The sequence below is a fragment of the Bdellovibrio sp. HCB-110 genome, assembly GCF_047323225.1.
Classification (GTDB): domain Bacteria; phylum Bdellovibrionota; class Bdellovibrionia; order Bdellovibrionales; family Bdellovibrionaceae; genus Bdellovibrio.
In genome coordinates, this window is sequence record NZ_CP178750.1 from 3,729,797 (window position 1) to 3,749,911 (window position 20,115).

Sequence of the window (20,115 nt, forward strand, 5' to 3'; positions counted from 1 at the left end):
TAAGTTGAGATATGTTCTTATCGGCTGCCTGAAGCAGCCCTGGAGTCCTGGACTTTTGTCTTAAGATAAATTAACAGCCGCCAGATCTGAAAAGGTGCCAAAGGCAAAGTCAGGGCCGCCAAAAGAACCAGATTGGCTTTTTCAATTAAAAAGACATGGATCAAAATGAGAATACTGGCGACATGAACCCAGCGATGCAACTTTTTCCACTTACGCCCCAGCTTGCGCTGACTGTAATCATTGGACGTCAAAGTCATCATCCAAAGAATGACCGTGGCCAAAGTTCCCGCAAGTAAATACGTCTTCGTCACAGCTTGAACAAAGGCTTCCGGCAAAAAGGCCTCTTTAGCGAAATAAAAAAATACGTGTGCCGTCACATAAAATCCCGCCCAAGTTCCCAGCCAGCGACGCTCTGTAAAAAACCATCGTGTCCAAGATGGCCAATTCTTTTTCAAAGAAAGACAGGCACCGATCGCGAGATTCACCACCAACAAAACCAAAGCCACATATCCAGTTTCGACGTTGAGCTTTACCACGGGTTGAACTCCCAGCTCGCCTTGAAAACCCAGATAAATCCACCACACCAAAGGTCCCGCCAAGCAGATCCTTAAAAGCCAACGTAAAAATTTAATTTGTTTCCCTGTGAGTCCCATCACACACTAGGGTCACACGAAGACCGCGCGAAAGGAAGAGACAATGTTAATCAAAACTCCTCCCGGATGGAAAATCTCTGAAAACGACGTTACCCCCGAAGAGATTTATGTAAATCGTCGCACCCTTCTTAAAGCGGCGGGCTTAAGCGCCCTCGGCCTTGCTGTTACGCAGACTGTTCCTGAAGCTTGGGCCAAAGAAGAAATCAAAAAGCTGAATTTTAAAAGGAATGATCTCTACAAAGTGACAGACAAGAACCGCCCCTTCACAAAGGAAGAACTCTCTACTCACTATAATAATTTTTACGAATTCAGCTTGGACAAGGGGGAAGTTTCTAAAAAAGTGATGAGCTGGAAACTCGAAACGCCATGGAAGATTGAAGTCCAAGGACTTAAAGGTCCCCACAAAACTTTCGACGTGGACTCAATCACCAAGCTTGCTGGAGAATTAGAGGAACGCATTTATCGCTTTCGTTGCGTGGAAGGTTGGTCGATGGTGGTCCCCTGGCTTGGCTTTCCTTTGTCAGATTTGATTAAAAAATTGGAGCCTTCACCGAAAGCAAAGTTCATCAAGTTTCAAACTTTTTCTGATACGAAGATCGGCAGCAATATGAAGAATCTGCCTTATTACCCGTGGCCTTACACGGAAAGTCTGACCATGGAAGAAGCAATGAACCCATTGTCCTTCATTGCGACTGGTATGTACGGGCATGATCTTCCCAAACAAAATGGCGCGCCCATTCGCTTGGTCGTTCCTTGGAAGTATGGTTTTAAAAGTATTAAATCCATTGTGAAAATTGAATTCGTCGAACAGCGTCCCGTTGGACTTTGGGAAAAATTAGCTTCAGAAGAATATGGTTTCTACGCCAACGTCAATCCTCACGTGGATCATCCGCGCTGGTCGCAAGCCACCGAGCGCGTTCTAGACGGTAAGTTCTTTCCCACAAAGATCCCCACATTGATGTACAACGGCTACGAAAAAGAAGTCGCACATCTTTACAAGGGTTTGGATTTGAAAAAGAACTTTTAACTCCTTACGGACATTGAATTGAGATCGTCTCACCAGAGCTATTCACATTGAAATCAAGGGACTCAACCCAGTTTTGAGTCATGACAATATCACCTTTTCGCACACTTGCGATATAGGCTCCATCAACTAAAACAATGCGGACATCAAAGTCGCCAACCATCTGATCAAATACATAGCTCGCAAGATCTGCTTTGGGATGAACCACAGGCAGAAGCTCAACGGGTTTTGCATTGATAAGACACTCTGGATTACCAGCAAAAGATTGAAAAGAAAAAGTCATCAAGAAGGCAAATAGATAGGTTTTCATAAAATCTCCTTGGAGGCGCAATTTAATGCACCTCGGTAATTTAGTAAAATTCATTATTTTAAATTTAAAAGTAAGTATTATTAATTATATGGATTTTAACTTAACCCATCTTCGTTACTTTGTTTCCGCTGCAAAGCTCGGTGGTCTTGCAGCTTCTGCTAAAGAAAATCACGTCACTCAATCCGCTGTGAGCCAAGCCATCCGCAAACTTGAAGAAGCCTTAGGCTGCGATCTTCTTATTCATCAAAAGAATCGCTTTAAACTTACCAGTGAAGGGGAAGCTCTTTTACTGAGGGCTGAAGGATTGTTCCTTCAGATTTCGGAATTGAAAGACCACATAAAAACTACAAAGGCCGAAATCGGCGGCGAAGTCCCTATCGCAACGGCGACACCCATTGCTCAATTTATACTTCCAAAAGTCATTGGCTCGGTGAAAGAAACTCACAGTCAACTTCAGCCCGTAATCCAAATTGGCGATGTTCCATTTATTCTCAATGAAGTCAAAACGGGAAGAGCCGAAATTGGAATTGTGATTGATGACGGGAATATTCGTGGCGTTGAGAAAAAACTTCTGCACGAAGGTTACTTTTGCTGTGTTGCTGAAAGCAGTTATAGATTTTCAGAAAAGAAAATGCAGTTCTTGGTGACACGAGAAAGTCCTGGCATTGAAGAGCTTAAAAAAGCCTACAAGAAAAAATACGCAAGTGCTCCCGAGATCTCGGTCGCGGTGGAAAGCTGGGAAGCCATTGTCGCCATGGCTCAATATGGTCTCGGAATCGGATTTGTGCCCGAGTTGATTTTATCGCACTACTCGAACATCAAAGAAATTTCTGCCCTTGCCGACTTAGGAAAGAAAACAAAATACAAAACCTATGTGATTCATCGCGGAGAAAATCAACTTTCTCGCCAAGGAAAAGTTTTTTATCAAACTCTTCTTAGCACCGTTTCTTAAGAGACGGTGCTTTGCAGACGACGGCGTGCCTTTGCCAAGACGAAACCGACACAAAATACAGACGCCACACAACTGACGACAAAAACCGAAGGATACCCCCTTTGCGCCGCGAGCCAACCGAAAGTAAAGTTGCTTCCTAAAAGAGAAAGATCCCAAAAAGCTGTGTACCATCCAAGAACGTTGCCTTGTTTTGCAGGTTCTACTCCACGCACGGATTCAATTGCCAAAGCCGGATACATCAAGGCAAGACCCAAGCCACCCAACAGTGACCCAAACACTGTCACCAACCAGTGAGAAGACACGACAATCAGAAGCATTCCCAAAGCGGCCAACGCGGCAGATCCGGAAGCAACACGAGCACTACTATAACGATCGATCCAATGACCACCAAGAACACGCATCAACACAAATCCAAGCCCATAGGCGACCACCATCCAGGAGCCATGATCCCAAGCACGAGAAGAAAAATACAAGGCTCCAAAAGTCGAAACGGCGACAAAACCCGTGGACGCCAATGCCAGAGTAATTCCAGGCGCTACGGACTCTTTCGGAATCCAATCAAGGCGCGAAGTAGATCCGAGTGGTTCACTCAATTGGAAGAACGAAATAATTCCAAAGATCGCAGGAGGAATGATGGCTAAGATCACAACCGCCAAAAATCCTTGAAGCTCATTTACAAATCCACCGACCATCGGTCCAATGGTTGCTCCCAACCAAAGCGAAAGACCAAACAGACTGACCAGACGACCCTTCTGCTGACTTGGAGCCGTTGCAATCACCCACGTCGTTCCCGCAGTGAAAGTAAATCCTTCGCCAAAGCCTTGAAGGAAGCGAGCAATTCCAAAAACAGACGCGGAAGAAGGCAAAAGAAAAAGAAGACTTCCCAAAGCGCAGAGGCTTGTTCCAAAAGCCAGGGTCCTCCAGATTCCGTATTTGGAAGTCGCCCGCCCGATCAACATTCTTGAACCCACGGCACCCGTGGGTTGAAGTCCCATGATGACCCCAACGGCCACGTCACCCAAACGAAGTTTGTCGTGAATGAACAAAGGAAGAACCGGAATCAAAATCGCAATAGAAAAGAAAACTGAAAACGCAGCCCCGAACACCAGCCAGAACTGCCACTTCCACTTGTTCATAAAAAGAACCTCCGAGGATTTTCCTATTGTGGACCTACTTTTGAATCTGGTAAAATGATTTATAAGTATAGTCTTAATCATTTTTTATGATGGAAGGTATTTTATGAACGCTTCAGATCTGCAAGTCTTTAAAGTCGTCGCCAACGAAGGCGGAATGACGAAAGCGGCTCAGGTTCTTAACACCGTTCAGTCCAATATCACGGCCCGCATTCGTATTTTAGAAGAAGAGCTGGGTGTTCCCCTTTTCTATCGCGATAAAAAAGGCGTTAAGCTGACTTCCGCAGGCGAACGGCTGATTCCCTACGCAGAAAAAATCCAAGAACTTTTAGCAGAAGCCAAAGAGATCGTTTCACAAACAGAGGTCCCTCAGGGAGCCTTGCGCATTGGCTCTCCGGAAACCACGGCGGCCCTGCGTCTTTCCAATATCCTGAGTGACTACGGCAAGAAACACAGTGACGTGGATCTTTCCCTGGTCATAGGCACCAGTGAGTTTTTAGTAGAAAATGTTCTTAATAGAAATTTAGAAGGCGCTTTCGTTTCAAGTCCCGTCAGCGATTCTTTGCTCACTTCGTTCCCCGTTTTTCAAGAAGAGATGGTCTTTTACATGCCGAAAACGGCAAAAGATCCTTTTTCATTTTTACGAAATCAAAAAGCCAAAGTGTATGTCTTCTGCACCGGCTGTTCTTATCGCCGTCGTCTTGAAAAAATCCTGACGGAACAAAACATCACCCAAGTAAAAATGATGGAGATGGGTTCCTTTGACGGCATTCTTGCCTGCGTGGGAGCAGGACTTGGAGTGACTCTGCTGCCGAAAGCTTTTAGTGAAGAAAAAACATGGAAGGCCCGTTGGAGTTCCAATATCGCGGTCTACGGACTTAAAAAATCCGAAGCCGTTGTGCCCACGGTGTTCGTGCGCAGAAAAGACACGTTCCTTTCCCCCGCACTGAAATCATTTATGGATATTATTGAGAAATAAAAAATCTATTTGGTGAGATCCCAGTTGATCTCATCCTTCCCCTTAGAGCGAAGATAAGCATTGGCTTTGGAAAAAGGCTTGGTTCCAAAGAACCCGCGATGCGCCGATAGCGGCGATGGATGAACCGCTTCGATAACAAAATGTTTCTTACGATCCACAAAAGCGGCTTTCTTTTGTGCGTAGGAGCCCCAAAGCACAAAAACCAAACCTTCTTTTTGTTCATTAAGAATGTGAATGATCTTGTCCGTGAACTCTTCCCAGCCTTTGCCTTGGTGAGCCGCCGCTTTGCCATCTTCCACTGTCAAAACGGCATTCAAAAGAAGCACTCCTTGCTCTGCCCATTTTACCAAAGACCCGCTTTTAGGAATTTGTATTCCGACATCGGCTTGAAGTTCTTTAAAGATATTCTGCAAAGACGGTGGGAAACGGACTCCCTCACGAACTGAAAAACAAAGTCCATGGGCTTGCCCTGGTCCGTGATAAGGATCTTGGCCGACAATGACCACTTTGACTTTATCAAAAGGCGTTAGATTCATCGCTGCGAAATATTCTTCGCCACGAGGATAAATAGTTTTTCCCGCTTTGTACTCTTGCACAAGAAACGCGCGCAACTTCTTCATGCGTTCGGTGTCGAACTCACTTTGTAAGTGCTCTTTCCAAGATGAATCTAACTTTATTTCGGTTTTAATATTGCCCATCTCAATCTGACACATGACCTTGGTCCAGGTCCCGGATTCTAATGCAATCCTATTGGTTTTCAAATTATTTTTTACTTCCGCCCTAACTTGACCAGACAAATTCCGACCCCATTGTTACAATAAGAATAGAGGAAAAGGAGGCCGCCTATGACGACTCTTCTAAATCCCACCATACAACTTATTGAACAAAACCCGGAAGTTAAGTCATTTATCTACCAGCAAATCTCCGAGTTTGAACCCTTTGTTACCCCACAAACTATTGTCGCTGTCGTCGCAAGAGATCCGAAAAAACTTGCGATTCAGTATGAAACAGACGGCAAGGAGTTTACACGCGAAGGTCTCAAAAAGCTCTATCGAATCGCGATAGTTCTCAACGAGAGCGGAGCCACTGTGGAAGCCGAAGGAGTCCATGAGGATATCTTTGAGGCCATCAAAGCCGCAAAGGACAATTTGCTAAGAAAATTGGTAGAGATCCAGGATTCTGTCGTGAGTCAGCAAGACAGAATTATTGAAATCAATCATTACTTGCAACATCCCGTTCTTCATTAAGATAATGGGGCTTCTTCCTAGGAGGCCCCGATGTTTAATCCAAATATGCCTTATCGCAGCCTTGGTCGCTGCGGTCTTAAACTCAGCTCGTTTTCTTTAGGGGGCTGGACCACGTTCGGCGGAACTGTGAAGGATTTCACTTCCGTACGAAGCATTTTGCGTCTTGCTTATGAAACCGGGATTAACTTTTTTGATATCGCCGACATATACGCCAAAGGTGAATCTGAAAGAATTATGGGCGCAGCCCTTAAAGACTTTCCCCGCCATGAACTCGTTGTTTCCTCCAAAGTCTTTTGGCCCATGAGTGACGACATCAACGACAAAGGTCTTTCTCGCAAACATATTTTGGAATCGGTGAACAAAAGTCTTCAGCGCATCGGAACAGATTATCTCGATATCTACTTCTGCCATCGCTATGATCCTGAAACTCCCGTGGAAGAAACTGTGCGCATCATGGATGACTTGATTCATCACGGAAAAATTCTTTACTGGGGAACCAGTGAATGGACTGGAGAACAAATCCAAGAAGCCATGGATATCTGCGAACAAGGTGGATACTACAAACCTCAAGTAGAACAACCTCAGTTCAGTCTTCTCTCCCGCGAAAAATTTGAAACCGATGTCCGCCCTAAAGCCAAAGAACATGGCATGGGTCTGGTGACGTGGTCACCTTTAGCATCGGGCATGCTCACCGGTAAGTACGATGACGGCGTGAGCGAAGGCCGTCTTTCTCGCATTGATTGGCTGAAAGAAACTTTCTATACCGAAAAAAATATTCAACGTGTTCGTGACATGAAGAAAATTGCGGACGCTTTGGAATGCACGCGCAGTCAGTTGGCCTTGGCTTGGTTGGCCGCTCAAGAAAATCAAACCAGTGTGATTTTAGGTGCAACTAGTATCGAACAACTGCAAGAAAATTTAGGTGCTCTAAAAGTCAACATCACGCCCGAAGTGGACAAGGAACTCAAAAAGCTTTTTGCTTTCTAAGGAGTCTTCACGGTGCTTTTTAGAATAATTCTTTCTCTGGGAGTTCTACTGGGTGCAGTTTCTTTAGCTCATGCAAAAGAAACTAAAAAACTTTCGCGTGGAGAGAATTATTTTATCATTGGAGTTGGCGAATACGACTACCTCCCCCACACTGGATTCAAGGACGGTAAATTCACAGGCTTCGGCGAAGCCCTTCTTAGCGCTTTTGCAAAATCCAAAGGATACACTTTTGAATTCAAAGCCGTTTCCATTCCACGCATGTTCAAGGTTTTCCTCGACGACATGAGTGTGGACTTCATGTACCCCAATAATGAATATTGGGGCGAAGGCCGTCAGCAAAAGAAAGGTGTTACTTTTAGCAGTCCGGTCGTTACCTATGTCGATGGCATCCTGGTCAGGGAAGAAGACCGAAGAATAAATTTATCACAACTTAAATCCATCGGTACCATCAAAGGATTCGACCCCGTTCAATACAGAGAGTTGGCTAAAGAAGGCAAAGTCAAAATCTACGAACACAGCGACGTCGTCGCCCTTCTAAAAATGGTTTTAAATAAACGCGTACAAGGTGCTTACCTCAATCCCCTCGTCGCCGCCTACTATTTAAAGGCGGAACTAAAGAGTGATGAAATCCTGATTCTCGCCGACAAACTTCCATACATAAATTCGTCTTATTATTTTTCCAGCATCAAGCATCCCAAGGTTCTTGAAGAATTTGACGAGTTCCTAAAAAAAGAACGAACACTTGTTCTTAAACTTAAAACTCAGTACGGAGTTCAAGATCCCTTCTTAAAGGATCCAAAAAAGTACGTACCTCCATCTATTTCTCTTTAGTTCACAAGAAGAACTGTCTTCTTCTTAGTCACTCTAGAATTATTTTCCCTAACGTCCAAGGCTTCTCCCCCACTCTGTAAAAACCAGTTATACCTAGAGGGCTGTCTCTTTGGAGGATCTTCATGAAGCACTTGATGGTGTTGGCTCTTTTTCTATTTTCTTATTCTGCCCAAGCGCACGAGTGCGACGCTTTTGCCAATGACCGTGAAGATGCGGATGAAGCTTATGCCTGCACAGTTTCAAATAACGATCTGACTCGTTTAAAAATGCATCGCATGGAAGTCTGCATCGGCAGCGTGCCTCTTTACGATAGCAGTCGTTATGCTCACCTAGAAATTAAATCCGTTCCACTAAGTCAGTACCACAATCCGTTTTCGCAAGCCGACGGCAGCAACAACACATTCTTCGACAAATTCTATTCCGGCCTTACCTTTTTAGGTGAAGACGGCAACAGCGCATATCTTCAAAATGAAACCCAACTTTTACTAAAGGCTTATCGCGAAGGCTCCAAAGTCACACACAGCCAAGACATTCTGACAGAGCTTAAATTGCGCAAGAATTCAGGCCAAGGAAAAGTCGCTGTTTATCGACGCGATCATGCCTATGTATTTACCAAAGACTGGGAAAAAACCTTGGATTTAGCTCTGCAATGCCAGCGTATTCGATAAAGAGTTTATTCGTATAAATCTTGATGCCTTTTAGCACGGTGGCATTTCTTTTTTCTGTTTTGGGTTATACTGAGTTTGTAGAGAGAAACGGAACTTTGAAGAAAAAGATAGTAAGTTGAAACGAGCTCTCAGGAAGATATAAAGCGATGATGTGAGAAGTCTCAGATTCGCAATGTGTAGATTCTAATGAGAGTCGTCCGAGGCGGGACTTGATCGATAGATCGAGCCCCGTTTCCATTTTAAGGCTAGTGTTCAAGAGCGACAGGCAAAAATGCCGTCGGAGAATTTGCCGTCGAAGTCTTCGTGTCTTTACCCGCATCCAACTTCACCAAAGATCCAATAATATCTTGAAGCTTTTCAAACGGAGCCAAATTCGGCGGAAGATTTTCCTTCAGTTCCATCGTCAAAACAGGTGTTTTTCTTTCAAGCCACATATAGCGACCTAAACTTCCCGGATAATTTCCCAAAGACTTCCACGGAAGATAATCAAACTTTGGCGGAGGCGATACTTTAGGTCCATCGAAGTCCAAAACTTTAAGCGGCGTATGCACAGACACGACAAAGTCTGGTTGGAAATCTTCAAGATGGTGAAGAGCGCACTTCGTTTCAGGCTCGCTGGCGGCTTCCGCTCCAGGGAAACGACGCGGATTGGATTTCGTCGTGCGCTTCCAGTTTTCGATAGCGCCCGTCGTCCAATCTTTTGTGGGGAAGTTCCTATTGATATCAATCTTATTAGCATTCGTGCGAGTTTTGTATTTCACACCGTCGGGATTGAGCACCGGAATCACACGCCATGAGTTGCGCGGATCAATTCCCTCCAAACGCTCCATCCAATATCTTCCGACTGTTCCTGCAGGAGTTTCATCTCCGTGGATCAAGCTAAAGACTAAAACTTTTTTTGCACCCGGTGTGGCCGAGATTTTATCGTAGTGATAGATCGCACGCCCCTCTGCGCTGACGCACAAAGATTCGACTTTCACTTTCTCACAAGCTTGTTTGAGAAGTTTGTCATCCCAAACACCAGGAAACTTTTTAAGATCGTTCATGCAGTCTTGTGGAACGTTAGAAAAATCGGCCTGCGCCGATACGACTGACAAAAACATCAGACTAAATATTAATGTTTTCATATACCCCGTCATCACATCCCTATTATCCCAGGTCTTTTCTAACTCTCAAGATGAGAAAATGCCTTTTTTCGATTCAAGGTGAGAATCCTTACAAACTGACTAAAGTCTTAAGGCCTTTCGTCCGTAATGTAAAGGGTGTGACAATTAGGACTCAGTGGGAGGATGTATGATGAATCGTGGTAGCTTTAGTTTTGTAGCGATGTTGGTGATAAATCCCATCGTGATACTTTTTTATCAGAACTGCTCCATGACCCCGATTAGTTATGCGAAAAATACAACACCCGCTGTGGTTTCCCGCCAAATAGCGTCTGAGGCAAAACCGGTTGTAGCTGATATCAAAAAGCCAGCCTGCCCTGAAGACAAAAAGGAATGTGCTAAAGCGGAATAGTATATATTCACTCTATGAATATCTGAATTCTTTATATGCCTTTTACTTATCATAGGGTCCCTTGTTAGAACTGACGTTAATGAAGCGTTAGTTCAAAACAAGGAGGCTTCTATGAAACCATTTATTCTTTCTCTTACATCTTTACTGGCTTTGGTAAGCACTCCGGCTCATGCATTTATCTCTCCCCAAGAAGAAGGTCTTCTTGTTGAAGCCATGAACCAAATCAACCCATCACAAGTTCACGTCGAGAATATCCGCTGCTCTATGCGCAGTCGTATGTGCTTAGTCAGAATGGAAGTAGGACAACAGCAACGCCGAGCGGGTTGCATGATTGAGCGCATTGGTGACGCGACAGATCTTTACTCCCAAAATGAAGATAAGGCGACAGGCAAGACCACAGTCTCTCTGTCACCTTATGCTCAAGAAGCCTTAGATCGTTGTGTAAGTCAGATTCTTTAGTCTTGCTGTTCCAGCATCGGGTTCACAGCTGCTTTGAAAGTCTTTTTGAAAGTTTTCAAAACCTTGAACCCGCGTTGCGCGCGCACCTGTGCGGCTTTTTCTTCAGAAACCAATTCATATTTAAAGCTATTTGATGGGTTTGAAAAACCTAACTTTGCAAACACGTTTTTCGCGTCCGTGTCGCTTTCAGTTCCCGTGAACAAGCTGTATTGGTCAATGCCTGTATCAATATAACCTTCTGCATAGTCCGCGATGATGACGTAGCCATCATGAATTTCGCCCGTCGGAAGTTTGACTCCCTCAAGAGCTGCGATACGGATCACCTCACCCACGTTGTGCGCCAAAGGATCTGCCGACGCCGTAAAATAAGGAATCAAACAAGTCAAACCCGCAACACCGTCAGAAACTTTGCCGAAGCCATAGCCAAAACCGCATTGTTTAAGGTCCGTTTTAGAGAAATAAGACTGATCTGCCACAGGGTCGTATTTGTGATAAGAAATGCCGATGCGTGAGCCGTTCGCATCCTCTACCAAGCAGGAACCTTCGAACATACAGTTTCTATATTCTTTAAAACATAGACGCGTGATCAACTCTCCCTCAGCCGTCAGAACTTTTCTGAGGTCCTTTGAGTCACAAGTCATCTCTGCCGTTTTGACAATGCTTGTGTGATAAGTTGACGAGTTTGAAGACGAACGAATGCTTTGTGCGAATGACAAAGAACTTCCCAACAACGTGACAAGGATAAGGCCCAACTTCATAAATGCGCTCCAATGGTTCTATTTAAAGCTTCAACAGGAAACCCTTTTGCGAGATTCGTTCCAGACTGGATTGTATTTAAAACGCGTTAAAATGACCTTCGCTGTCTAACCGACTCAAAAAGAGACGTCTTTTGTCAGGGCCGCTTCCTGAAAAAACTTCCTCTCCCCAGAAGAGTTCCCCTTTTTCTCTCCATCTCTGCTACAAGGAGCTCACAAATTTAAAACTCATTTATTCGGGGTGGTCTATGAAGGTTTTCCTTGCTGTCTTGTCTTTGATATTCACTTCGCAAGCTTTCGCCAAAGGTGGCGACGTCTGCTTGGACGTTCTTTCTCAAAAATTCGAAACCATGGCGAAGAAGTCTTCTGACTGGGGTTACGAAGGCATTGCTTCCCTTTCCCACAAAGATGCAAAATGGATGATCCGTGAGGCTTTGGCTGAGGATGAAGAAAAAGATCGCGCCGTTATGCAAAACCTTGTTGGTCAAAAAAACGTGCTCTTTTACACGCTTCAGTGGAATGCTCCTAGCAATACAGGAACAACGATCATTGCTGCAGATAAAAATACCTGCGATGTGATCGAGGATCTTTTGTTTTATTCTGAAGAGTAAATTGAATAGGGTTCCTTGTGTCGAAGGAACCCTTTTTATCTATTGTTGATAAAAGAATTCTTCCTTCACGATTTTATCATCCTTCACTGTGTAGACAGCGATCTCTTCCATCTTGCTGCGTTTACCGGTGTTCTTATCTGTGACATCGAAATTGTAGTGAACAGTGAAGCGATCCCCGTGCACCATAGGCTCCGAAACTGAGGTCCCATGAGACTCCATGTTGTCCAGCCACCATTGATTCTTTTTACGAACGCCCTCTATACCTCTGATCTCACGGGGCATTTCAGGCATCTCAACGGCCTCGACACTTTGAATGTCTTTTGAATAGAGCTTCTCGACAGCATCAAGGTTTTTACCCTGACGACAATATTCAACCAGCTTCTGACCGACTTCGAGAGTAGACATTTGGACCTCCTATTTTGATGAGTGAATTATGAAATCACCCCCTAAGGTTGTCAGTATGACTTCCCACAACATAAAGACCTGGACCTTTTAAAAATATTTAAAAAAGGCTATTGACTTACACATTATTTACACTGTAAGTTCATATGTAAGTTATGACAAAGAAATTGCCCCTCCCCCCACTGACACCTAAAGAAAAATCGGTCCTCGAGTTTATCGAGAGCCACATCTTAAGTTCAGGAGTTTCTCCGTCATATCAAGAAATTAAGGATCACTTCGGTCTGGCTTCGTTTAATTCCGTTCAGAATTATCTGAAGCAGTTAACGAACAAAGGATACATTGAAAATCCTTTGGGTCAGAAACGAGCGATCCAGGTGTTGCATTCTGCATCGACGGTGCAGGAACAACTCCAGTCAAAATCAGTCTCGACGAAGACAGGATCTCCTCGCTCTCAGCTCCTCCAGGCTCGTGACGAGATCCTGTCACTTCCCCTTCTTGGGAAAGTGGCGGCGGGTCAACCTATTGAAGCTCTTAAACACGACGAGTTCGTGGATGTTCCTCCTTCCATGGTTAGAAATCCTTCCAAATCATTTGCGCTGAAGGTGCAAGGTGATTCCATGATCGAAGACGGCATCTTTGATGAAGATATTATCCTTGTGCAAAAACAAGAATCGGCAAGTAACGGCGATATTATCGTGGCCACCGTTGAAAACGAAGCTACGGTAAAACGTTTTTATGTGCGCGCCCGCCCTGACAGTGGTTCTTCTGAAAAATTAGTCGAACTTCGTCCTTCCAACTCCACAATGAAATCCATGTGGTATTCCCCTGAAGAAGTTTCTATCAGAGGAATTGTTGTAGGACTTATTCGCAAGTTCTAAAATTTTGTGATACCTCTAGCGCATGCAAACGACACATGCACGAATCAGCTATATCGATAAATCCAAATTCTACAAAGAGCTTCTCTCTGAAGCTTCCGGCATTCTTGAAAAAGAATGGTTCGTGAATCTTGCGAATGTTTCAGCGCTGCTCAATCAACATCTGCCAGACATCAATTGGGTCGGGTTTTATCTTTTGCACAATAACGAACTTCTTTTAAGTTCTTTCCAAGGACTTCCGGCTTGCACGCGCATTGCACTTGGAAAAGGTGTCTGCGGAACTGCCGCTAAAACTTTGCAAACTCAACTTGTTCCCGACGTCGATCAGTTTCCAGGACACATTGCCTGCGACAGTGCTTCCCGCTCAGAGATTGTGATTCCTTTGATTCACGATGGAAAATTGCTAGGTGTTCTTGATATCGACGCTCCGATTTTAAATCGTTTTACTGGCGAAGATAAAATCGGTCTGGAAAAAGTTGTGGAGATCTTATTGGAAAACACTCAGTGGCCTGAGAGTTTTATCTAACAAGGCTAAAAGCCCTTTGAATAAATTTGCTTACTTTCCGGATGCGTTTTTTTCCAAAGGAAGGCATCGAAGTAGTAGTGGCAAAATAGTGGCGTCAGATAAACCGCGACCAGTGGAGATAGCACGGCACTCGATAAATCAAGATAGTGATCTTCAAAAATTCCTTCGAGACTTCCGAACACTAAAGCAGTTAACAACACTACAGTCATGCCAATTTGTAAGTTCTTAAATCGTTTTTGAGTCCTAGAAAGTGCTAGCGACATCAATCCAAAATAGGAAACTCCGTGCGCGACGACTAAGGGAAAAACAATTTCAGAAGCGGTGCGCCCCAGAAGAAAGCAAATTCCATAGAGAACAGTCGGAAATGCGATTGATAAGAACCGATTCCATTCTTTGTGCTTTTTGAGCGATACAATTTCGCACACCAACCAAGACATGATTCCGACGAGATAAACGACCAAAAGGGCGTTGTAAATATCCGCATTCGGATAACGAAAAAGATCTTGATCGGAGTAATCATAATTCCATAAAGGGCCTGTGCGAAAATGTGCGATCAGAAGCGGCATGAAACAATTGAAATACAGAAACTTGTCGACCCACGAATGGTATTGATTGTTCAAACGCTGATACCACTTAAGAATGCCGAAGAATTGACGGACGTTGTGAAAGATCGTGGCGTAAATGATAAACGCTGCAAGTCCTGGGACCTGAAAGTAACCCCAGGCCCAAAACAATAAAAAGAAAAATAGCGGAGCATAAAGATACATTTTACTGCGACGACGTTCATCGGCGTTGAAATAAGTGCGCCACAAAGTCGTATAGACATGTCCCGAATCAAAGAACTGCAAGGCCACGAAAGTGTAAACAAGAAATGCCATTGAAGGAGAAGGCTTGAGAATGAAGAAACTGAGGCACAAGGCCGCTAGGCCCGGAAAATAAAGCCAAAGAAAATCTTTGCGGAGAGAACCCAGAATCCACGTCATACTTTATCCCTCGCAATCAGCCTTTCAGAGCGCATCAAAGAAACTCCCCTTAAAACCAAACGAGCCAATATTTCTGTCATAGGAAGGACGGAGAAAACAAAAACGTGGTACGCAATGGTATGTGTCTTAAAGTCTTCGGCAAAATAGGATGCAGCGAAAAGATACAAAAGATGCATTAGGTAGCAAAGACCAAAGTGCGTGGACAGTTTTAAGCCACTGAGCCAGCGAACAAACCCGAAGCCATGCAGCTTTTCATTCACACCTTCCAATAAAGACAAGCGCATAAAGAAAAAGATCCAGATTAAATGCGACCAAAATACGACGGGTGTTTGCCTAAAGACGAAACAATAAAAATTATGATCCAGCGGAACTGCATAAAAGGCTCCCCAATAAAAAAGACTTCCCGCCAACACCGGTCCCCAAAAGAATAGCTCTTTCTTAAGAAAGCCTTTTTGAAGTTTCGCGCGCAAAGACTCTGATTTCGACAAAACTCCGAGATAAAAGCAAAACCACGTTAACCCTATCCAGGGAAGCAATGCCCAGCCTCCTCGTCCCTCCTCGTCACATACGCCAAATAAAATGGAGCGTACGACCAACGGAATATTCTCATTTTCTGCCAATGGAAAAAACGGAATCCAAGTTAAAAGAAGTCCCACAATACCGAAAATTTTTAAAAAAGAAGGATGTCGCTGTAACACTAAAACGGAGGCCACGGTGACAATTAAAAACTCGTACACATCCCACTCCCAGAAAACACCTGAAAATAAATTTCCAAGCCCCGTAAAGAGCAAGAAAAGAGCGCCCAAGCCAATCAGCCCGTACAGCCGACGTGTTTTTTCAGAGGAGAGATTCTGCCGGCCGAAAAGGAAGAAGGATAAAACAACAATGCTAAATCCCGAAAAAGAAAAGGGTTTGGTTCCCTCAACTAGATAACCAAACAAAGTCCCCTTAAAAGGAAGAGACTCAAACGGTTCAGCATAGGTATCAGTAAATACCTGACTGAATGCGTGATAATGAACAATAGCAACGAAAGAAAATAGCCGGACGATATCAATAAGATGAAGCCGCTTTGTTTTCACGGGTAATACAGCTCCATTTCATTCGGGGATCTGTAAATCATATAATCAGCCGGCATATTGAATTCACCTAAAATCGCGTCAGCCAAAGCCGCTATAGGCCCCTTCATAAAACGGTCGTCAAAAGATCGGAGTTCCAGAATTCGCGCTTCCCTTGTTCCATCTGCAAAAACATCCACGACCTGCATCACTCGGGAAGCAAATACGATTTCATGCTTCAACTCTTCGGGCGTTTTCTTATATGAGACAAAAAACTTTTCTGAAATCCGTTTATTATTCCGGTAAAACTCACCGCGAAGAGCTTTTTCCTCATAAAGCTCCGAATGAGGCACTCCGTTTTTTATCTCCGAAAGATTTTCTTTATAATAAACGGCGAATTCATTATCATCCAGATTCCACTCAAGCCACAAAAGATCGGATACCTTTTTATTAACTAAGAGCTTGATACCACGCTTATATAAAATACCTTCCGCCATTTTTTGTGCCTCAGCAGTCCAAGTCGTGGGACCAACAGCAAGCCTGCGGGTTTTTAAGTTTCCCTTACTAGAGGTCGCCGTCAGACGAAAGTAATTCCAATACGACAAAGGCGACACCTTATAAGCCCAGTCCGAAATATGCTCAAGACTGTACTGAACATATTTACGTTCTTCAGGAGTCAGTCTTTCGGTGATGGATGCCCCCGTCTTCACTTCATACCATTGCAAGAGACGACTGAGCACAAGTTTGTAATAACCAGGCGTCGATGAATCCATATACAAAGACATCGGCACGCACAGAGCCTGACAAGAAAACAAAAGTAGAAGGGCTAACAGACCATGCTGCAATCGGTTCACCATCGAAACCTCTTCGGACGGTAGATGCTGTTGACGTTTGTTTTAGAAATATCCGCGTCGTTCGTCACAGAAGTTAAAATCGTCAGATTCAACAAAGTGGCATTCGCCAACCACGGTGACAGCGATTCATAGTCAAAAGCGGGTTTCTTTGTGTTGTTCGAGACAAACAGGAAAGCCTCAATAGGACCAAAGACAACAGCATTATCAAAACCTGCAGCATGAAGTGAACTCAAGACAATATCCTGAGGAGATGGCTTCGGTTTTGACTTCTCATATCCCAACCCTCGCCAGATCGGCACATCGGCAACAAAGAATCCTTGAGGAGAAATGACGGCCTTGAGGGCTGAATAGAATTCCACACTAAAAAGTTTTCCTAACTCATAACTCACGGGAAACGGAAAATCCACAAAGACACCATCGAAAACTTTGTTGGTTCGACGAATATAATTAAAGGCATCCCCGATCACTACCTCCACACGCGGATCAAAAAGAGAACCGCGATTGAGTTCTTTGATGTCCTTGTGTTCTCTTGCCAGCTGAATCATAAAAGGATCCAGCTCTACCAAAATAATTTTCTGAATGTCGTTATGCTTCAGAAGTTCCGCCACGAGAAGTCCGTCACCGGCACCAAGAACCAAGACTTCTTTAGGATGACTGCCGGAAAGGTTGATCGCCCCCTCCACCATGGACTCATGATAAGTCCGCTGAGTCAGCCGACTGAACTGAGGTTGCATATTCAGGTAAAGGGAAAAATCGCCTGAGTCTTCGCCAGACTTCATAAATTTATCCGGAATGATGTCGATAATCTGATACGGAGTCACGTAACGATCGACATCGGCGAAATCATCCATATAAAGAAAGAAGTTTTTTACCGCCGTCCATGAAAATTCAGGAATGCGACTTTCAGAATAGAAACTTTTAATATAAGCCTGTTCAATCGCATCGGTATGTTTCAGCGTCTGAAAGGCGGCTGCAAAAAATAAAATGGAAGCCACGATCGTCGCTCCCCAGCGTTTTATGTTTTTTCGTACCCCGAACGCGATTATAACCACAGCCAAAAAATTCAGAACGGCCATCAAGACAGAACTTCGTGCCAAATCCAAAAGAGGAATAAGATAAAGGGACACAACAAAGGATCCCGCCAAAGCCCCGAGATAATTGATTCCAAGAACACGATTGAAGGAATTCTTCCCTGAATTTCTTTCTTGGATTTTTATTAATAAAGGCAACTCCATGCCCGTTAAAAAACCTACAAGCAGCGTACAGCCCTGTAAGAAGAAAACTTTTTCAGCTCCCTGCCCCCAGCCCGTCCAGAACGGTAAATACCTATACAAGAACACCGATAAAAAAGTGTACGAGAGATAAAGCAAAGGCACAAGAAAGAGGCCCACAAGCGACAACGACATTTCAAGTAAGAACAACGCTCGACGCTCACTTTTCTCTTTTAGAAATCCCACGACCTGTGATCCCAACCCCATCGCCACAAGGTAAAAACCCAAAGTGATCGATTGACTTAGAATTTCGTCATTTGAAAACTGCATCAACACGCGGGCGATCACGAACTGATAGCTGATGCTGCAAAAAGAAAGAAGAAAGGAAAGAAGATAAATTGTCACGGTGTCTTACCTACCTTTGTTAAAAGGTACGCAAACGCGACGGCATTTAAGAGTGCGCAGAAATACAGGCTATTAGAAACGCCCCAGACCGGAAGAAGAAACAAAGGAAAAACCAAAGTTCCAATAAACATTCCGAAATAATCCCAAGCCAAAATAAAAGACTTGCGATTCCCCGAAACATTATCCATCAACCAAGGTAATTCAAAACCTGAGATGAATCCCGCGGCAATGATGGGGACATAACTCAGAACCTCCATCGCAGAATAAAAAGACTCAGGAAAATTTTTTGGATCAGCGACAATAATCCACAGAGGGCCCAATGCTCCTACTGCCACAAGAGACAATTGCAAATACGGGAGTGCGATCTTCCAACGATCGTAGAGAATTGAAGACAATCCTAAAGTCAGAGTAAAAAGTCCGATGGTGGTCGCATAACGAAGAGCTGTGTTGCCCAAAGTAGCTGACAGCATTTGCGCAAAACTCAGTTCATAAACAACACCCACGAAAGCCAATAAAAAAGAGAAGATCTGTCTTTCAAGAAAACTAAAATTAAGGGTTCGCTTTAATCTGGCTGTAAATGGCGTCATATTTGTCTTCGTTACTGTCAAAGTAAGCAGTAGGACCGGAAAGAATAGCGAGATATGTTCCCTGACCATCTTCACGCTGAACAAGAGCGACTGTCAAAGTGTTACTGCCCATTTGCATCGACCAGACATAGGGAGAACTGAGTCCACTCGTATTCTGTGCAGGCGGACGCTCCGCCGAACTCTCTGTGATATTCTCTACAATAGATGACTTAAAACCGGGAATGGCAGAGCCGTACTCTTCCAAAAATCCTTGCAGCTCCGAAGGTCCATATGTTCCAGCTTTTGCCATTAAACTCACATTCACTTGCAAGTTTGTATTATATCCGTGAATCGCCGAAACTCCATCTTCGATGTCCAAAGGACGGTAATCTAGGTCGTTCGGAAAGGGCACCGAAAGATGAGATTCTGAAGTAAAATTATTTTTCGCTTCTTCAGAAGCGGTTTTTATCGGATCAGGAATTGGTTGATTCCCTCCAGGCAGAGCTGGATCTTCATCCTCTTTTTCATCATCATCGTCATCATCATCTTCTTCTTCGGCATTGCCTTTGCCTTTTTCATCCGAAGGCTTACTTGCAGACGCTGCGGAACCTCCAGCCCCTTTTGAACCGGATTTTTTTCCACTCTCTTCAGCTCCGCCACCACCACCACCGGCTCCTCCGCCGCCGCCTCCACGACCACCAGCACCTCCGCCAGAAGACGGGTCGGGGGAAGAATTCGATGCCAGCGAGTAAGAAGATTTTGCGCGGCCATCCTCAAACCCAAAAAAATTCGCAACTTGAGAATATGTTTTCTCAAAAATATTCGAACGCGGAGAGGACAAAGAGGAAGATGATGCCGAAGATGAAGAATATGAAGACGAAGAAACAGAGGAATGTGAGGAATACCCCGAACCGGAATGCAAATGTTCGGCAGAAGAAAAAGGAGCAGAGATTTTCTCTCTGAGAGAAACTGAAAAAGAATTTTTTCCGAAACCCGCAAATCCTGCGAAGGCAACTAAACTTAAAACAACGTACAGTAAATGTTCTTGCTTCATTTCATTTTTATTTTACCAAAAATGTGATGAAATAGAAATAAGGAGATTAAAGTATCGGCT

At 44.1% G+C, this 20,115-nt stretch carries 25 protein-coding genes; 12 read left to right on the top strand and 13 right to left on the bottom strand.

All coding sequences use genetic code 11. The features are described 5' to 3' along the window. Positions 1-17 precede the first annotated feature (17 nt). The gene (locus tag ACL934_RS17670) at positions 18-653 is read right to left on the bottom strand and encodes a ferric reductase-like transmembrane domain-containing protein (RefSeq protein ID WP_413613502.1); all 636 of its coding nucleotides are present in this window, start codon (positions 651-653) and stop codon (positions 18-20) included. Positions 654-696: 43 nt separating this feature from the next. Between ACL934_RS17670 and msrP the strand changes: the two genes are divergently transcribed. Next, a complete protein-coding gene (gene msrP, locus ACL934_RS17675) occupies positions 697-1,680 on the top strand; it encodes a protein-methionine-sulfoxide reductase catalytic subunit MsrP (protein ID WP_413612681.1) in 984 nt (327 codons plus the stop codon). Between the two features lie 4 nt (positions 1,681-1,684). On the opposite strand, the gene ACL934_RS17680 is transcribed toward msrP, so the two are convergent. After that, positions 1,685-1,987 carry a hypothetical protein gene (locus tag ACL934_RS17680; RefSeq protein WP_374075769.1) on the bottom strand — a complete coding sequence of 101 codons (303 nt, stop codon included), beginning with the start codon at positions 1,985-1,987 and terminating at the stop codon, positions 1,685-1,687. Positions 1,988-2,012: 25 nt separating this feature from the next. Between ACL934_RS17680 and ACL934_RS17685 the strand changes: the two genes are divergently transcribed. Further along, complete coding sequence (locus ACL934_RS17685) at positions 2,013-2,939, top strand: LysR family transcriptional regulator (protein ID WP_413612682.1); 927 nt, start codon at positions 2,013-2,015, stop codon at positions 2,937-2,939. Here ACL934_RS17685 and ACL934_RS17690 read toward each other — a convergent pair. Continuing rightward, the gene (locus ACL934_RS17690) at positions 2,936-4,075 is read right to left on the bottom strand and encodes an MFS transporter (protein WP_413612683.1); all 1,140 of its coding nucleotides are present in this window, start codon (positions 4,073-4,075) and stop codon (positions 2,936-2,938) included. The two genes, ACL934_RS17685 and ACL934_RS17690, sit on opposite strands and share 4 nt — an antisense overlap. A 103-nt stretch (positions 4,076-4,178) precedes the next feature. Between ACL934_RS17690 and ACL934_RS17695 the strand changes: the two genes are divergently transcribed. Further along, on the top strand, positions 4,179-5,051 hold the full coding sequence (locus tag ACL934_RS17695) for a LysR family transcriptional regulator (protein ID WP_413612684.1): 873 nt from the start codon (positions 4,179-4,181) through the stop codon (positions 5,049-5,051). Positions 5,052-5,056: 5 nt separating this feature from the next. On the opposite strand, the gene ung is transcribed toward ACL934_RS17695, so the two are convergent. Beyond that, positions 5,057-5,764 (bottom strand): uracil-DNA glycosylase, encoded by a 708-nt coding sequence (ung, locus tag ACL934_RS17700; protein ID WP_413612685.1) that lies wholly within the window; start codon positions 5,762-5,764, stop codon positions 5,057-5,059. A 132-nt stretch (positions 5,765-5,896) separates the two neighbouring features. On the opposite strand from ung, the gene ACL934_RS17705 reads away from it, so the two are divergent. The 4 genes from ACL934_RS17705 to ACL934_RS17720 all read left to right on the top strand — a co-directional run bounded on the left by ACL934_RS17705 (position 5,897) and on the right by ACL934_RS17720 (position 8,784). Beyond that, positions 5,897-6,298: a hypothetical protein gene (locus ACL934_RS17705; RefSeq protein ID WP_374075781.1), complete on the top strand. Its 402-nt coding sequence runs from the start codon at positions 5,897-5,899 to the stop codon at positions 6,296-6,298. 30 nt (positions 6,299-6,328) lie between these two features. Beyond that, complete coding sequence (locus ACL934_RS17710; RefSeq protein ID WP_374075782.1) at positions 6,329-7,285, top strand: aldo/keto reductase family protein; 957 nt, start codon at positions 6,329-6,331, stop codon at positions 7,283-7,285. A gap of 12 nt (positions 7,286-7,297) precedes the next feature. Continuing rightward, positions 7,298-8,116, top strand: coding sequence for a substrate-binding periplasmic protein (locus tag ACL934_RS17715; RefSeq protein ID WP_374075784.1), 819 nt, complete (start codon positions 7,298-7,300; stop codon positions 8,114-8,116). A 122-nt stretch (positions 8,117-8,238) separates the two neighbouring features. After that, positions 8,239-8,784 carry a hypothetical protein gene (locus ACL934_RS17720; RefSeq protein ID WP_413612686.1) on the top strand — a complete coding sequence of 182 codons (546 nt, stop codon included), beginning with the start codon at positions 8,239-8,241 and terminating at the stop codon, positions 8,782-8,784. A gap of 245 nt (positions 8,785-9,029) precedes the next feature. Here the strand turns inward: ACL934_RS17720 and ACL934_RS17725 are convergent, their stop codons facing one another. After that, complete coding sequence (locus ACL934_RS17725) at positions 9,030-9,911, bottom strand: M14 family zinc carboxypeptidase (protein ID WP_374075789.1); 882 nt, start codon at positions 9,909-9,911, stop codon at positions 9,030-9,032. A gap of 166 nt (positions 9,912-10,077) precedes the next feature. On the opposite strand from ACL934_RS17725, the gene ACL934_RS17730 reads away from it, so the two are divergent. After that, positions 10,078-10,299, top strand: coding sequence for a hypothetical protein (locus ACL934_RS17730; protein WP_374075792.1), 222 nt, complete (start codon positions 10,078-10,080; stop codon positions 10,297-10,299). 111 nt (positions 10,300-10,410) lie between these two features. Next, a complete protein-coding gene (locus tag ACL934_RS17735; RefSeq protein ID WP_413612687.1) occupies positions 10,411-10,758 on the top strand; it encodes a hypothetical protein in 348 nt (115 codons plus the stop codon). Here the strand turns inward: ACL934_RS17735 and ACL934_RS17740 are convergent. After that, positions 10,755-11,516 (bottom strand): hypothetical protein, encoded by a 762-nt coding sequence (locus ACL934_RS17740; RefSeq protein WP_413612688.1) that lies wholly within the window; start codon positions 11,514-11,516, stop codon positions 10,755-10,757. The genes ACL934_RS17735 and ACL934_RS17740 overlap by 4 nt on opposite strands. 245 nt (positions 11,517-11,761) lie before the next feature. Here ACL934_RS17740 and ACL934_RS17745 point away from each other — a divergent pair, with 245 nt between their 5' ends. After that, complete coding sequence (locus tag ACL934_RS17745; RefSeq protein WP_374075796.1) at positions 11,762-12,124, top strand: hypothetical protein; 363 nt, start codon at positions 11,762-11,764, stop codon at positions 12,122-12,124. 39 nt (positions 12,125-12,163) lie between these two features. Here ACL934_RS17745 and ACL934_RS17750 read toward each other — a convergent pair whose 3' ends face one another. Further along, positions 12,164-12,529 carry a SnoaL-like domain-containing protein gene (locus ACL934_RS17750; RefSeq protein WP_413612689.1) on the bottom strand — a complete coding sequence of 122 codons (366 nt, stop codon included), beginning with the start codon at positions 12,527-12,529 and terminating at the stop codon, positions 12,164-12,166. Between the two features lie 152 nt (positions 12,530-12,681). Here ACL934_RS17750 and lexA point away from each other — a divergent pair, with 152 nt between their 5' ends. Next, positions 12,682-13,404 carry a transcriptional repressor LexA gene (lexA, locus tag ACL934_RS17755; RefSeq protein WP_413612690.1) on the top strand — a complete coding sequence of 241 codons (723 nt, stop codon included), beginning with the start codon at positions 12,682-12,684 and terminating at the stop codon, positions 13,402-13,404. Between the two features lie 22 nt (positions 13,405-13,426). Then, the gene (locus ACL934_RS17760; RefSeq protein WP_413612691.1) at positions 13,427-13,927 is read left to right on the top strand and encodes a GAF domain-containing protein; all 501 of its coding nucleotides are present in this window, start codon (positions 13,427-13,429) and stop codon (positions 13,925-13,927) included. 5 nt (positions 13,928-13,932) lie between these two features. On the opposite strand, the gene ACL934_RS17765 is transcribed toward ACL934_RS17760, so the two are convergent. Genes ACL934_RS17765 through ACL934_RS17790 form a run of 6 tightly spaced genes read right to left on the bottom strand, consistent with a single transcriptional unit; the run spans position 13,933 to position 20,055 of the window. Next, a complete protein-coding gene (locus tag ACL934_RS17765) occupies positions 13,933-14,910 on the bottom strand; it encodes a hypothetical protein (RefSeq protein WP_374075802.1) in 978 nt (325 codons plus the stop codon). After that, the gene (locus tag ACL934_RS17770) at positions 14,907-15,989 is read right to left on the bottom strand and encodes a hypothetical protein (protein WP_374075805.1); all 1,083 of its coding nucleotides are present in this window, start codon (positions 15,987-15,989) and stop codon (positions 14,907-14,909) included. The genes ACL934_RS17765 and ACL934_RS17770 overlap by 4 nt, the downstream gene beginning before the upstream one ends. After that, complete coding sequence (locus ACL934_RS17775) at positions 15,986-16,822, bottom strand: hypothetical protein (protein ID WP_374075807.1); 837 nt, start codon at positions 16,820-16,822, stop codon at positions 15,986-15,988. Before ACL934_RS17775 ends, ACL934_RS17770 begins: the two co-directional genes overlap by 4 nt. Beyond that, on the bottom strand, positions 16,816-18,435 hold the full coding sequence (locus tag ACL934_RS17780) for a spermidine synthase (RefSeq protein WP_374075809.1): 1,620 nt from the start codon (positions 18,433-18,435) through the stop codon (positions 16,816-16,818). The genes ACL934_RS17775 and ACL934_RS17780 overlap by 7 nt, the downstream gene beginning before the upstream one ends. After that, complete coding sequence (locus tag ACL934_RS17785) at positions 18,432-19,022, bottom strand: hypothetical protein (protein WP_374075812.1); 591 nt, start codon at positions 19,020-19,022, stop codon at positions 18,432-18,434. The genes ACL934_RS17780 and ACL934_RS17785 overlap by 4 nt, the downstream gene beginning before the upstream one ends. Then, positions 18,985-20,055: a hypothetical protein gene (locus ACL934_RS17790; protein WP_374075813.1), complete on the bottom strand. Its 1,071-nt coding sequence runs from the start codon at positions 20,053-20,055 to the stop codon at positions 18,985-18,987. The genes ACL934_RS17785 and ACL934_RS17790 overlap by 38 nt, the downstream gene beginning before the upstream one ends. Between the last annotated feature and the right edge of the window lie 60 nt (positions 20,056-20,115).